General features: G+C 35.6%; 9 protein-coding genes and 1 riboswitch. Of the genes, 7 read left to right on the forward strand and 2 right to left on the reverse strand.

From position 1 onward, the window contains the following. Nucleotides 1–603: 603 nt before the first annotated feature. A complete protein-coding gene (locus tag JOD07_RS13950) occupies nucleotides 604–2,736 on the reverse strand; it encodes a WG repeat-containing protein (RefSeq protein ID WP_204614389.1) in 2,133 nt (710 codons plus the stop codon). Nucleotides 2,737–2,972: 236 nt separating this feature from the next. Here JOD07_RS13950 and JOD07_RS13955 point away from each other — a divergent pair, with 236 nt between their 5' ends. The 6 genes from JOD07_RS13955 to JOD07_RS13980 all read left to right on the forward strand — a co-directional run bounded on the left by JOD07_RS13955 (nucleotide 2,973) and on the right by JOD07_RS13980 (nucleotide 11,159). Next, entirely contained in the window at nucleotides 2,973–3,632 is a 660-nt protein-coding gene (locus JOD07_RS13955) for an ABC transporter ATP-binding protein (protein ID WP_180322482.1), read from the forward strand. Between the two features lie 3 nt (nucleotides 3,633–3,635). Continuing rightward, the gene (locus tag JOD07_RS13960) at nucleotides 3,636–6,086 is read left to right on the forward strand and encodes a COG1361 S-layer family protein (RefSeq protein ID WP_204614391.1); all 2,451 of its coding nucleotides are present in this window, start codon (nucleotides 3,636–3,638) and stop codon (nucleotides 6,084–6,086) included. Continuing rightward, a complete protein-coding gene (locus JOD07_RS13965; protein ID WP_204614393.1) occupies nucleotides 6,079–7,449 on the forward strand; it encodes an ABC transporter permease in 1,371 nt (456 codons plus the stop codon). Before JOD07_RS13960 ends, JOD07_RS13965 begins: the two co-directional genes overlap by 8 nt. 121 nt (nucleotides 7,450–7,570) lie before the next feature. Next, nucleotides 7,571–9,127 (forward strand): ABC-F family ATP-binding cassette domain-containing protein, encoded by a 1,557-nt coding sequence (locus JOD07_RS13970; protein WP_158741659.1) that lies wholly within the window; start codon nucleotides 7,571–7,573, stop codon nucleotides 9,125–9,127. A gap of 21 nt (nucleotides 9,128–9,148) precedes the next feature. Beyond that, the gene (locus JOD07_RS13975; protein WP_158741660.1) at nucleotides 9,149–10,429 is read left to right on the forward strand and encodes a hypothetical protein; all 1,281 of its coding nucleotides are present in this window, start codon (nucleotides 9,149–9,151) and stop codon (nucleotides 10,427–10,429) included. Between the two features lie 76 nt (nucleotides 10,430–10,505). Then, on the forward strand, nucleotides 10,506–11,159 hold the full coding sequence (locus tag JOD07_RS13980) for a hypothetical protein (protein WP_204614395.1): 654 nt from the start codon (nucleotides 10,506–10,508) through the stop codon (nucleotides 11,157–11,159). Between the two features lie 201 nt (nucleotides 11,160–11,360). Here the strand turns inward: JOD07_RS13980 and JOD07_RS13985 are convergent, their stop codons facing one another. Next, the gene (locus tag JOD07_RS13985; RefSeq protein ID WP_204614397.1) at nucleotides 11,361–12,761 is read right to left on the reverse strand and encodes an NAD(P)/FAD-dependent oxidoreductase; all 1,401 of its coding nucleotides are present in this window, start codon (nucleotides 12,759–12,761) and stop codon (nucleotides 11,361–11,363) included. Nucleotides 12,762–12,771: 10 nt separating this feature from the next. Continuing rightward, nucleotides 12,772–12,875: riboswitch (purine riboswitch) on the reverse strand. Nucleotides 12,876–13,007: 132 nt separating this feature from the next. On the opposite strand from JOD07_RS13985, the gene JOD07_RS13990 reads away from it, so the two are divergent. Next, complete coding sequence (locus JOD07_RS13990; RefSeq protein ID WP_243429342.1) at nucleotides 13,008–14,375, forward strand: [Fe-Fe] hydrogenase large subunit C-terminal domain-containing protein; 1,368 nt, start codon at nucleotides 13,008–13,010, stop codon at nucleotides 14,373–14,375. The last annotated feature ends 72 nt before the right edge of the window (nucleotides 14,376–14,447 follow it).

Here is a 14,447-nt window from a genome sequence, read left to right on the forward strand (position 1 = left end):
ATAATCCTTGCTAGTCTTTGCTAGCTTTTTCTATCCTTCAATCAATGGAATTGATTGGGTTTTATTTGGTGTGCTGTTTAGTTTTCAAAGATCGAAGTGCTTGTCGTTATTTGTCATCTTTCGTCGACAAGAATAAAGTATATCACATTTTAGTTTTTAAGTCAACTGTTTTTCTCATTAATTTCTTTAAAACTTTTTCTAACAATCCCACCGCTAGGTTTCTTGGCGACAGGAACTACATTTTATCACGTTGAATTGATTAAATCAAGCGGAAAATACTTCCAATTCATTCAATTCATCGCATAGCTGCGAAGTTAATTAACATCTCTCAACAGCGCGAGTGTTATATTAACACATCTAAATACTTTTTGTCAACATTTTTTATAATTTTATTATTTAATTATAATTTATTATAGCCATATCCAGTAGATCAGCAAATAGATCTTTCGCACTGAACGTGATTGGCAAAGCCGACAAAATACAATACGCCAAAGTTTCCATCCTGCTCAAAAGGATTTTTATTGTATAGGAAATCCAGAGAAATTTCCTATATATAAAAAAGCAGCCAGTGGGCCGCCTGATCCTTCTCACAATATAATATAATCAATCCCCTTGTATATTTCTCCAAAAATCACCTTCCGTATCGATTATATTCATAATGTTTTTAAAGGGAATCGCAAACGTAGGAAATCCCGCTGCATAAGGAGCAATTTCATAAGGGTCAAAGTAAATATGAAGAGTAGAATCGGTAATATAGAAGGATTGATTGGGTCTAATGCCCTGATAGCTATCCAACCAGATGTAAGAATCTTTTCCTTCTTCCATAATTTGATCTCTGATCATTTTACTTAAAATCTCTACATAATTACTGTTTTTCTTAAAAAGATCTCCTAGTTCATAAAATTCTCCTGTCTCTAAATTAATGTGTGTACAAATTTTAGTCGGCATACCATGAGCTGCTCCGAAGGTATAACTGTACCCATTTAATTCAATACCAATTAAATTATTTTTAAAAAAAGATACTAAGTAATCTCCATAATAAGTTGAATCCATTATTTCATCTTTATAAATATCTTCCCCTTTTGACATCTTCTGAAGTTTTTCGTTCACCTGCTTCCTTGTGAGTTCATCTTTGATACCTATAATTTCAGGATAATATATTACATAATATCTATTGGGAGCATATTTCCTTTCCTGAACTCTGAACTGTTCATTCAATTGAATCGAGTTTTCCTCATGCCAAATGACCTTCCCTTCTCTGTCTAAATAGATTAATCTGTAATCAATATTTCCTTTTATGATCTTTCCTTCAAAAACAAGAGAACCATTTCCTTTAACTACAGGCAAACGACTCACTCTTTTGCCTTCTCTGTTAATAAAAAATGTTCTCTGGCCGTCATTGGCAGAAGCATACCCTTTATTATAATCTGTAAGATCATAGTAAATGAAGTCCGTTAAAATATTTCCGTCCAGATCACCAATTGCATATTTAGAATCAGCCCAAACAGGATTGTTTTCATGAGCCGGAATTCCCAGAGCAATACGGTTTTCCCCTAAGTTTCGGATATAGTTATATCGAGGCGAAATAACGTATTTTCCCTGCTGATCAATCAATCCATAATGAAAACCTATATCCTGTTGAATGCCTACCACAGCTCTTTTATCTCTAAATTCTTCAGCAATGTCAAATTGAACAGGTATAATAATTTTTCCTTCTAGATCGATATATCCATATTTTTCACCGAATGCCTCTTGAAAGGAGAGCAACCCTTCCCCTATCCCCCCAACAAACGCATAATCTAAATGAGAAATTATATTTCCTTCCTTGTCAATGATTGAAAACTCTCCATTCAGATGTTCAACAACCGCCATTCCATTTTCAAAACTTCTGGCATATCTATATTGAGGCGGTATGACAACATTGCCTTCCCGATCAATATATCCGTACTTCCATTCATTCTCTTTGTCCACTATAGAGAATGAAGCTCTATTATTGATCATGGGCAATATATTTCCATTGGTTGAAAATAAAATATTACCTTTCTCATCGATCAATCTAGTTTCATTTCCGTCTCTAGCTTGAGCTCGCCCTTCTGAAAATTCTCCGATATATGAATATTGTGGCGAAATCACATAAGCTCCCTCTAAGTCAATCACCCCATATAATTCATTTACACTTATAACTGCTAATCCATTTTCTTGAAAAGGTTCTCCATAATCGTATTGAGGAGGAATCACAATCTCTCCTAAGTCATCGATATACCCCCACAGAACACCTCCAATTTGATATGCTTTAATTGGATGAAGATTCTCCACATTAGCAAGCACTTCTTCTTTTCTGCTATATCTGGTTTCTTCTTCAAGTTTATGTAATTTACCTGCTTTCCATGTAAAAACATTCGTTGCAAGAGTCTTCTTATCTTTCATCCATTTTATAATCAAATCTTTTTGGCTCCTTCTATTTTCTGAAGTTGATACAAGTTCTATGGAATGAATATCATAGCCATTACCTTTGATCGTTGATATCCTGTACCATCTGTTCTTTATGTTTTTTAAAATCATTACAAAAGGTTGCTTTCTCCACAAGTAGCCAACAATAATTTCTTCATCCCCATCTCCATCAATATCTCCTTTTTGAATAAAAGAATAATTATTATAATTTTTGATCGGTGCAAAGACTGCTCCTTGGGGCAAAAAAAATTTTCCTATTTCCAATAAAGCCATTCCTTTTAACATTAACATCCTCTCTCAACTGATCTTGATATTATTAATGTATGAACAAATGTACTAAAAAAATTCAATATTTCCTTTATATAAATAAGCAATTCGTAATACTTATTTAATACCTTTTTAACACAATCCGATGAAATATATGGTAAAATGAAGCCGTGTGTCAAAAATTAGAAAATTAGAAAGGAGGAATGTAATTGGATCCAATTATTAACATACAGGGAATTAGAAAAGTATACCGCATGGGGCAAGAAACAATTGTCGCTTTAAAGCAAATAGATTTACAAATTTTTCAAGGAGAGATTTGCTGTCTGCTGGGTACATCGGGTTCAGGCAAATCTACTCTGCTCAATATGATAGCCGGATTAGAAAAGCCTACAAAAGGCAGTGTGCAAATAAAAGGGCACTATATTGAGAAGATGAATGAAGCACAGCTTGCCAAATTTAGACAAAAGTACATAGGCTTTGTTTTTCAGTCTTATAATTTAATACCTTCTCTTACTGCATTGGAAAACGTATGTCTACCCCTTGTTTTCCAAGGAGTCCCAAAGAAAAAAAGAGAAACTATGGCAAAAGAAATGCTGGAAGCCGTAGGTTTGGGTTCCCGTTTAAAGCATAAGCCCAATGAAATGAGTGGTGGCCAGCAGCAAAGAGTGAGTATTGCCAGAGCATTTGTCAATCGTCCTACCATTATTTTTGCAGACGAACCCACAGGAAATCTCGATACCAATACTACAATTGAAATACTAGAACTTATGACAAGTATGGCAAGAAAGTATAATCAAACCATGGTGGTTGTTTCACATGATACGGAAATTGCTGATTATGCCGATCGGCTTATTCATATGAAAGACGGAGAAATCATCTCCATAGAACAAAAAACGACGGAAGGAATGAAATGATTTATGAAAAAGCAGAATAATCTATTGGCTATTTTTATACTACTTATATTTTCATTTAGTCTTTTCCCATTTAAAATGATACAAGCGTTAGAAGTAGATCAACATGTAGAAGTGAGTACTTGGATAGATAAAATTTATGTGCCTAGTAATAAACTCGAGGCTGGAGATACACTTACAGTAGAAATTAAAGTCTCTAATGCAGCAACTAGCACAAGATCAGTTCGTCTAAAATCTATCGAATTTGGCAACGGATTTAGATGCCTTGGAAGTACTGATATAACAGCAGACTTAACGCCTGGCAACTCGGATAAGGAATTGCCATACATTTCCAGAAAATTGGAATATAAAGGCGGAGGCAATAGAACTATAAGATATACAATTACTTATCAAGAAATAGATGATACTGGAAAGCCAGCAACTCCAATTAAAACTATTGAAGGAAGTAAAGCAATTGACGATTCAGTTACTATAATAGACACCAAAAAATATCAACCTCGTATTTCCCTTGTAAATGATGAAGTCATTGAACTTGGTGCAGGAGAATATAAAAAAGTAAGCCTTCCTTTTGTAAATGCCGGAGGTTTTACAGCTGAAGATGTAACGGTTACTATTGAATCCAGCAAACAAGGGGACAAATTCCCCATTCTCGTTAAAGATATACAAAAATTATATTTTAGTTCCATAAGAAAAGATGGCATCAACTATTTAGAATTCGGTGTTCAGGCAGATCGTACCGCTGAACCCGGAGTTTATCCCATTACTATAAAATATGAATATACCAACTCCTCCGATGATAAGTTTTCAGGGACTGATACCGTATATGTTCGAGTGTCAGAAACCCAAATGCCTGCTCGTCTTAGTTTTGGTGTAAAAAACACTGCGCCTATTACTCCCGGGCAGCTTGCTACTTTGGAAATTACCGCAAGCAATCAGGGAAAAGCTGCTGCTAAAAATGTGCAAATTACCTTAACAGGATTAAAAAAAGACGGGCTGTCTGTAATAGAAGGAAGCAGTACTTCCTACATATCCAGCATTAATCCGGGAGAAACAAAATCTGTTCAATTTAAAGTAATGGCAGCAGGTACATTAGAAGGAAATGTTGAACCGGTCAATATTGAATATACCTATGCAGACGGTACATCAACAGCTCAAAAAGGTACACAGCAGATCTTTGTTTCATTAAATGGAAAAGCCTTTGGTGTTTCTGATTTATTTATAGAAAATATTATTGCTCCAGATTATTCAGTGGGCGTTGGAGAAGATTTTACTATTGGATTCACTCTGGTAAACAACTCTAAATATAATGCCAAGAATGTTAAAATTACCCTTGACGGTGGAGAAATCTTAAAACCTAAATCTCAAAATATTTATTCCTTAAAGGAGTTTAATGCTGGTGCCAAAAAGAATTTTTCAGCAACTTTTTGGGCAGGCAGTGATGCTGAATACAGAAACTATCCGCTTGAAATCAAAGTAGAATATCTCCCCTACCAGGGAGCAACCGATGTAGTAACTTTCAGCCAATATGCCGGAATTAATGTGGATGGAAATAAAAACGGAAACTCTAAAAGTAAACCCAGGGTGATTATAGGAGAATATACTGTAAATCCTCAAATTGTAAGGGCTGGTCAAGAATTCGATCTAAGTTTGGGATTCACCAATACCCATGGCTCCAAAGTCGTTCAAAATCTCAAAGCTACATTGACCATTAATGAAAAAGGTAAGGATGATAAGGAGGACACTGGTACCGTTTTCACCCCTGTAAGCGGACAAAGCAATATGTTCTATATTGCTGAACTTAGTCCCAGTGCCACAATCATAAAAAATGTCCGTATGTATACTGTCCCCGATGCCAGTCCGAAAACTTATGAAGTAACTGTTGAAATGGAATATGAAGATGCGAACGGAGAAGCCTATACTGAAACAGCAAAAATCGGTATTCCCGTACAACAAAGTACTCAAATTGATATTGGAGAAATAAGAATTGATGGAGAAGTAATGGTGGGATCTCCTACCTATGTCATCACTCAAATCTTCAATACAGGCCGAACAAATATAAAAAACCTTTTGATCTCTTTAGAAGGACCTTTTGAAAAACAGGAAGCCAGTTTATTCGTAGGAAACTTTGAGCAAGGAAACTCAGAATATTTTGAAGGCGTTATTATTCCAACTCAAGCTGGTGAATGTAATGGAGAACTGATTGTATCTTATGAAGAAATAACCGGTGAAAAACAAGAATTAAGAGTTCCATTTACAATGAATGTCTCTGAATCTTTTTCTCCGGAAGAAATGGGTATGGAACCAGACGGCATGATGCCTCCTGACATGGAAAATAAACCGTTTTATAAAAAACCTGTTGTCTGGATCATAACCGTAATTGTGGTTGCTTTAGGAGCTGGAGCATTCATTTTCATAAAGAAAAAAAGAAAACAGAAAGAGATGACCTTAGATGAATAGCATAGACTTAATACTGATGAGTATGCGCAATTTGTGGCGGCGCAAATTGCGCACCTCCCTTACTATATTAGGGGTTATTATTGGTACCAGCTCAATTGTCCTCATGCTTTCTTTAGGTTTTGCAATGAATGTGAATTTAGAAAATTCCATGAAACGCTGGGGAGATTTATCTGTTATCGAAGTCTGGCCAGACTACAGTAAAAGGACATCTTACGATGAAACTCCCTTTATTACTGATGAAGAAGTGGCTGAATTTGAAAACCTCCCCAATGTGGAAATGGTACTGCCTGAATTATCTATATATGTGACTGCTGTAGTCGGAAGATATAAAGCAAATATTGATATTATAGGCATTACCCCAGCGGCTATGAAAGCTCTTGGCTATAGTGTGGAAGAAGGAAGAGAATTTAACGAAGATGATCGGATGGTAATGATTGCCGGCAGTCAAATCGCAACGTGGTTTGAAAAAATCGGGTCAAACAATAGAAGAAGATTTTTTTGGGATGGAGACGTTGAGGCGCCCTTTGAAATGATGGATCAAGTTGTAAAAATCACTTTCGACCAATCTTATGGAGAGCGAAATGTTGAAAAGCCAGCTGTAAAAGCACCTCACCCCACTAATGTTAAGGTAATAGGTATGTTGGAAGAAAAAAATTACGAAACCAATTACCGTTGTTATATGCCTGTAGAATCTGTAAAAAAACTCATCCTGCAGCAACGGGATTATGAGAAGAAATTGCAGAAAGCCAACGGAGATAAAATTACAAAGAAAAGAAATGACAATAAATTCACCTATCAAACTGTGAGAGTAAAAGCAAATGATGTCCATTCCGTAGAAGGAGTTTTAGAGCAAATCCGCAATATGGGATTTGAAGCATACAGTATGTCAGACGGACTAAAAGAAGTAAAAAATATGTATAAAGGCATTCAAATGGTATTAGGAGGCATAGGTGCAGTTTCTCTTTTTGTTGCCGCTCTGGGTATTACGAATACGATGATCATGTCCATCTATGAAAGAACAAGAGAAATTGGAATAATGAAAGTAATAGGTGCTATCCTTACAGACATTAAAAAGATGTTCTTAATAGAAGCAGGAATGATTGGATTCTTAGGAGGACTGATAGGAATTTTAATTAGCCTTCTGATCTCTTATCTTCTTAATCGATTCGGTTCAGGAGATCTTTTAGGAAATATGTTTGTAGGTTCTCCAGAAGAAGGCGTAAAAACCTATGTTTCAGTTATTCCTGTATGGCTTTTGGGCGCGGCATTAATTTTTAGCAGCTTGATTGGTATGATCGCTGGCTACTTCCCTGCCCGAAGAGCTATGAAATTATCAGCCTTAAGTGCAATTAAAACCGAGTAAACTAAGAGCTCCTCTGGAGTTCTTAGTTTTTTTGTGCCTCTTTCTTAAAGAAAGGTTTACTCCCGCATATCATCCAGTGTATAATAACATTTGAAATTTCTCATAAGATAAGGAGCAGAATATGAGTATCTTAACTGTAGAAAATCTAAGTCATGGCTTTGGAGACAGAGCTATTTTTAACAATGTGTCCTTCCGTCTCTTAAAAGGGGAACATGTCGGCCTAATTGGAGCCAATGGAGAAGGAAAATCTACCTTTATGAATATTATTACCGGAAAACTTGAACCAGATCAGGGAACTATTGAATGGGCAAAACGTGTCCGGGTAGGCTACCTCGACCAACATACGGTACTCCAAAAAGGACAGACAATTCGAGATGTATTAAAAAGTGCTTTTCAATATCTATTTGATCTTGAAAAAGAAATGAATGAGTTATGTGAAAAAATGTCCGAAGCTGATCCGGAAGAACTGGAAAAAATGCTTGAAGACTTTGGAATGATTCAAGATATTTTAACCCATAATGATTTCTATATGATTGACGCCAAAGTTCAGGAAATTGCACGAGGATTAGGGCTGGAAGATGTGGGATTGGATAGAGACGTAAATGATTTAAGTGGCGGTCAAAGAACAAAAGTGTTGCTTGGAAAACTTCTTTTAGAAAAACCTGATATATTGCTTTTGGATGAGCCTACCAATTACCTTGATGAGCAACATATTGAATGGTTGAAACGTTTTCTTCAGGAATATGAAAACGCCTTTATTCTTATATCTCACGATATCCCTTTCCTAAATAGTGTTATTAATTTATTTTACCATATGGAAAATCAAGAATTAAATCGTTACGTCGGAGATTATAATAACTTTATGCAGATTTATGAAGCAAAAAAACAGCAGTTAGAAGCCGCATATAAAAGGCAACAACAGGAAATTGCTGAACTAAAAGACTTTGTTGCCAGAAATAAAGCCCGGGTTTCCACAAGAAATATGGCTATGTCCAGGCAGAAAAAACTTGATAATATGGAGATCATAGAATTAGCCAAAGAAAAACCAAAGCCGGAATTTCATTTCAAGGAATCCAGAGCCTCAGGGAAATTAATTTTTGAAACAAAAGATTTGGTCATCGGCTATGACCAACCTCTTTCCAAGCCTCTGAATCTTAAAATGGAAAGAGGTCAAAAAATAGCCTTGGTAGGGGCCAACGGTCTTGGGAAAACTACCCTCCTAAGAAGCATCCTGGGAGAAATCAAAGCACTTTCAGGTTCCGTAGAATTAGGTGATTATCTTCATATAGGTTATTTTGAACAGGAAATCAAAAAAAGTAATTATAATACCTGTATAGAAGAAATATGGAAAGATTTCCCTTCTTTTTCTCAGTTCGAAGTTCGTGCCGCCTTGGCCAAATGTGGTTTGACTACAAAACATATCGAAAGTAAAATAATGGTTTTAAGCGGCGGCGAACAAGCAAAGGTAAGACTCTGCAAACTAATTAACAAAGAAACAAATCTGCTGGTTCTTGATGAACCCACCAACCATTTGGATATAGATGCAAAATCTGAATTAAAACGTGCATTAAAAGCTTACAAAGGAAGTATTCTTCTTATCTCTCACGAACCAGAATTCTATTCTGACATAGCAACCGAAGTATGGAATTGCGAATCGTGGACAACAAAATTAATTTAATGAAATTACTGGGTGGTCTGTATGAGGCAACACACGAAAAATTGGTACAAACTCGACAATGCCGGAAAATTATACCCTTCTATTACCTCTACAAGGGTATCTACGGTATTTCGGGTTTCTGCTACTTTATATGAGGAAGTCGATCCCACACTTTTGCAAACAGCATTAAACAATATCATAGAACGCTTCCCCTATTATAAAGTAAATCTTAAGCGGGGACTTTTCTGGTATTACTTTGAATATACAGAAAACTCTCCCTTAGTGGAAAAAGAAACCTTTTATCCTTGCATGTTCATGCTTTACAAACGTAAGAAGTCTTTTCCTTTCCGAGTGCTGTATTATGATAAAAAAATCAGTGTCGAAATATCCCATAGCATTACGGATGGTACAGGGGTTGTTATCTTTTTAAAATCTTTGCTCGTAGAATATTTCAGACTTCTTGACAATGATTTATCCCTTGATGAAAAGAATGGGATATTTTTTCCCCATGAGCCAATAGACCAGGAAGAGGCTGAAGACGCTTTCCATAAATATTACCAAAAAAATATACCGGATCCTCCAAAGCTCAATAAGGCTTTCCATTTTCCTTTTAAACTTAATTCCAAAGGAGAATACCATATTATTACAGGCATTATACCCGCAAAACCCCTTCTTGCTGCTGCAAAAGAACACCATGCTTCTTTAACGCAATATTTATTGGCTTTATATTTTGATGCTATTCAAGAATATATTCATATTCATAAAATAAAAGTTCGGCATCCGGTGGTTATGAATCTTCCGGTAAACCTAAGAAATCTTTATCCCTCAAAAACAATGAGAAATTTTTTTATAAGTATTACCCCTCAGATTGATTTTCGATTAGGGACTTATTCTATTCATGAAATGATCGATTACATCCAAAGCTATATGAAAATAGCGGTAACCCCTAAAAATATCAGTCAATATATCCATAAAAATGTAAAAAATGAAAAGTCCCTTTTTATAAGACTAACGCCCCTTTTTATCAAAAATCTGCTTATGCCCGTTCTATACAATAAATATGCTGAAAGAAATTATACAAGCAGTATTTCAAACCTTGGTCTTATTAGCATGCCCAAATCCATAGAGCACCTGATCGAACGGTTTGAATTCTACCCGCCTCCCAGCAGAGGAAATATTATAAAAGTTGGGGTTGTAAGCTATAAAGACAAGCTTTATATTTCTTTCGGAAGTCTAACTAAAAATACAGAAATAGAAAAAATCTTTTTCCGTAAAATTCGAAAAATGAATATTCCCGTAAAAATAGAAACCAATAGGGAGTGATGGTATGCCGTACTGTCCAAAATGCGGAGTGGAATTGGAGCATACAGTTAAAAATTGTCCATTATGCGCTTTTCCTATGCCAAAAATTAATGATGATGCAAATCAGCCAGTTTATGAAAATAAGTTTCCTCAACCAGAGAATATATATTTTGAAAACCTTTTAAAGATAAAGAATCAGGTTTTCTTTACCCTATCAATTTTAATATTTAGTGCAGTACTGGTTTTAATGACCATCCGGTCTTTTTTCAGGGTCATTCCCCCTGCTATTACTTACAGTATCATAAGTGTTATTTCAGGTTGGTTTTATATCTCTATTCTTTTTGGATATATTCGTAGCAAGTATTATTCTACTTTATCCTTAGGTTTCATTACGCTCTGTCTAACCTATGGCCTGGATCATGTAGACGGGAAACTTACCTGGTTTTACTCCTACGCCCTTCCAATTACAATATTGGCAGTGCTGGTTTTACTGCTTCTTTTATATCTTTATAACAGAAGCAGGTTAAAAAATCAGTTTGTTTTTGTTCCTGCTCATTTATGCATAAGCATATCATTATTTTCCGCGGCATTAGAATGCATCCTTGACTTTCAGGCCAATCGAAAGATACATCTTTCCTGGTCGCTCATTGTCTTTATTGTTTTGATGTCCATTGCACTGATTCTAATCAGTTTATACTATAAACTGCCGGATCGAATAAAAGAAAAAATAAAAAGAACATTACATATTTAAATATCATCAACCTGTAATGTTCTGTTCATATCTAATTCATATTTTATAACTATAATAAAATCGTAGCAATAAATACCTTCCCAAATCCCCCCTTTTAAGCGGACTCCACAAGGAGTCCTTATATTTTTAGATAGAAAACTTCGTCTTCATAAAAGGAAACAAGCTTTCAAAGGCGAAACAGTTGCCATCTTGCTTAAATTCTTATTCAGATAAATGTTTTCCCATCAAAACACCCATCACCGATGCCATCATCAGTCCTCTGGTCCATCCACTGGAATCTCCAAGGCAATATAACCCTTTAATATTAGTTTCAAAATTCTTATCTAAATTAATTCTATTGCTGTAAAATTTAATCTCTGGTCCATAAAGCAGAGTTTCACGACTGGCAAATCCAGGAACTACAATATTCATGGCTTCAATAAAATTAAGTATATTCATCATCGTTCGATAAGGCATAGCAGAAGTCAAATCTCCAGCAACTGCGTCAGGGAGTGTAGGCTTTACATTGGACTGATCCAATTCTTCCTGCCATGTTCTTTTACCATCCAAAATATCTCCATATCTTTGAACCAGAATTCTGCCATTGCCAAGCATGTTAACCAATTCCGCAACCTTTTTGCCATACTCGATTGGTTGATTAAAAGGTTCTGAAAAATTATGTGAACTCAAGATAGCCAAATTAGTGTTGTCTGACTTTCTTTCTTTATAAGAATGGCCATTCACGATTGCCAGATTGTTGTCATAGTTTTCCTGACTAACAAACCCTCCTGGATTTTGGCAAAAAGTTCTTACTTTATTTTTAAAAGGTGCCGGATATCCTATTAGTTTAGATTCATAAAGAACATTATTAACTTTCTCCATTATTTCATTACGAATTTCTACTCTTACACCAATATCTACCGTTCCAGCATGGTGAGCTATGCCATGTTTTTCGCACATGGTCTTTAGCCAATCCGCTCCCTTTCTGCCAGCAGCTACTACAATCCTCTCCCCATAAATAATACTTTCATTTTTTTTGCTTCCGGCATCAACAGCTATAACCCCTTTTGCTGCTCCATCTTCAACAACAATATCCGTTACAGCCGTATGAAATCTGATTTCTACTCCTGAATCTAAAAGATGCCTTTGAATTTTCAAATATATTTCTTGAGCTTTTTCTGTACCCAGATGTCTAATGGGACAGTCTACCAGTTTAAGTCCAGCTTCAATCGCTTTTCTTCTGATCTCTTTTACTTTTTCTGTATTATCCAGTCCCTCTACTTTGGGGTCTGCTCCAAAATCAAGATAGATCTGATCCGTATATTGAATATATTTCTGTGCTATGTCACTTCCTATGAGTTGAGGCAAATCTCCTCCTACTTCATGGCTTAAAGATAATTTCCCGTCGGAAAATGCTCCAGCCCCTGAAAAACCTGTGGTAATATGACAATAAGGCTTACAGGACACACATTCTTTTGCTTTTTCTTTAGGACAACGTCTTCGATCAATTGGACTGCCTTGTTCAATGATTAATATTTTTTTGTCCAGCTTATTTTTTACCATTTCCAATGCAGTAAAAATTCCTGCCGGTCCTGCTCCTACAATAACTACATCATATTTCATATTGATCACTCCCTATCAAATATGCATATATAGCCTACAACTATTTACGGTAGTTCGGTAGAAACATCAGGCCCATATCGCCGGATTTATATATATGAACATTAAACTTAAAAATATATAAAACGTTCGAACATAAAAATAATAATATATCTCACAGAAGAAATCAATATTTTTACTGAATTAAAAGTTATATCTTTAAAAGAATAGGGTAATCTTATAAATAGAAAATCAACAATGGAGGTACCTATGAGTAATACATCAAATAATTATATACAAAAATACAAAATGAAAGTATTCAATGAACTTGTTAAACTGGCCTGGTTTGGAAAATTAGAAGAAGAAATAGAAGAACTTCCTCAGAAAATCATTGAAAATATACAAGATGAAAAAGAAAGAAAAATCGTAGAAAATTATATCCGATTATCCATGGGACTTGATCCTGTAAAAAGCGATCGATCATTAAGAGAAGAAGCCAGACAAGCTCTAAGTTTAGATAAAGTCAAAAAACCTCTGGTGTCGGTAATTGAAAATATATGTGAACGCTGTAATCGGTTCCATGAAGGTTCTTGTCCAATTCACAGCCATGATTGTATGAGTACCGATGAATGTATCGGATGTGGTCAATGCATAGAAGAATGCTCTCTGGGAGCAATTTCAGACAAAATTGAGTTTATTCCTGTTGTAAATCTGCTTCAGGAAAAAAAATACCCTGTATTTGCTGCCATCGCTCCTGCCTATGTGGGTCAATTTGATCCATCAATTACACCCGGAAAAATCAGAACTGCTTTAAAAATGATAGGCTTTTCAGATATGATTGAAGTTGCAACCTTCGCTGATATCTTAACTATGAAAGAAGCCTATGAATATAAACATATTATTGAGAATAATAAAGATTTCTTTATTACTAGCTGCTGTTGTCCTGTATGGGTAGGCATGATTCAAAAAAAATATCCTTCTTTACTGGATCATATGTCTCCGGCTGTATCTCCCATGATTGCAGCAGGACGCGTCATTAAAGCCTTAAATGAAAATGCAAAAGTTGTATTTATAGGTCCATGTATTGCCAAAAAAAATGAAGCAAAAGAGGAGAATCTGGCCGATGCCATTGACTTTGTCCTCACTTTCAGGGAATTATATGAAATATTTAATGCACTGGATATAGATCTTGAAAATCTGCCGGAAGATAACAGAGAAGAAGCAGCTTTTGCCGGAAGGATATATGCAAGAACAGGAGGAGTTAGCAAGGCCGTAGAATTAACGGTGAAAAGACTGGACCCCCGTTCTGATCTTCCTTTTAAGCCGGAAGCCTTTGATGGGGCCAAAAAATGCAAGGATGGTCTGGACAAGCTTCTTGCGGGTGAAATGGATGCCACTTTTATAGAAGGTATGGGATGTATCGGTGGATGTGTTGGGGGACCCAGAACAATTAATTCTATTGAAGAAGGATCAAAAAGGGTAGATGAATATGCCAATGCTACTCCAATGAAAACTCCTTTTGATAATCTCAATGCATTGCAATTCCTTGCTCAGTTAGGTATTAAAAGATATGAAATGCTAAAAAACAACGAAGATAAAAAAATTAGAAATCTTCTCATAAGAAATGTTGAAAAATAATCTTTTACAAAAAGCAACTAAGTCACATTTGTGAAATATGAATATTTCGTCTTTGCAGGCAAATTAATCTTT

This window comes from Defluviitalea raffinosedens (assembly GCF_016908775.1).
Lineage (GTDB): Bacteria > Bacillota > Clostridia > Lachnospirales > Defluviitaleaceae > Defluviitalea > Defluviitalea raffinosedens.

Bases quoted from the DNA above. Each gene is read 5' to 3' on its own strand.
- JOD07_RS13990 (WP_243429342.1), top strand. From the start codon at position 13,008: ATGAGTAATACATCAAATAATTATATACAAAAATACAAAATGAAAGTA.
- JOD07_RS13950 (WP_204614389.1), bottom strand. From the start codon at position 2,736: ATGTTAAAAGGAATGGCTTTATTGGAAATAGGAAAATTTTTTTTGCCC.
- JOD07_RS13970 (WP_158741659.1), top strand. From the start codon at position 7,571: ATGAGTATCTTAACTGTAGAAAATCTAAGTCATGGCTTTGGAGACAGA.
- JOD07_RS13960 (WP_204614391.1), top strand. From the start codon at position 3,636: ATGAAAAAGCAGAATAATCTATTGGCTATTTTTATACTACTTATATTT.
- JOD07_RS13955 (WP_180322482.1), top strand. From the start codon at position 2,973: ATGGGGCAAGAAACAATTGTCGCTTTAAAGCAAATAGATTTACAAATT.
- JOD07_RS13985 (WP_204614397.1), bottom strand. From the start codon at position 12,761: ATGAAATATGATGTAGTTATTGTAGGAGCAGGACCGGCAGGAATTTTT.
- JOD07_RS13965 (WP_204614393.1), top strand. From the start codon at position 6,079: ATGAATAGCATAGACTTAATACTGATGAGTATGCGCAATTTGTGGCGG.
- JOD07_RS13980 (WP_204614395.1), top strand. From the start codon at position 10,506: ATGCCAAAAATTAATGATGATGCAAATCAGCCAGTTTATGAAAATAAG.
- JOD07_RS13975 (WP_158741660.1), top strand. From the start codon at position 9,149: ATGAGGCAACACACGAAAAATTGGTACAAACTCGACAATGCCGGAAAA.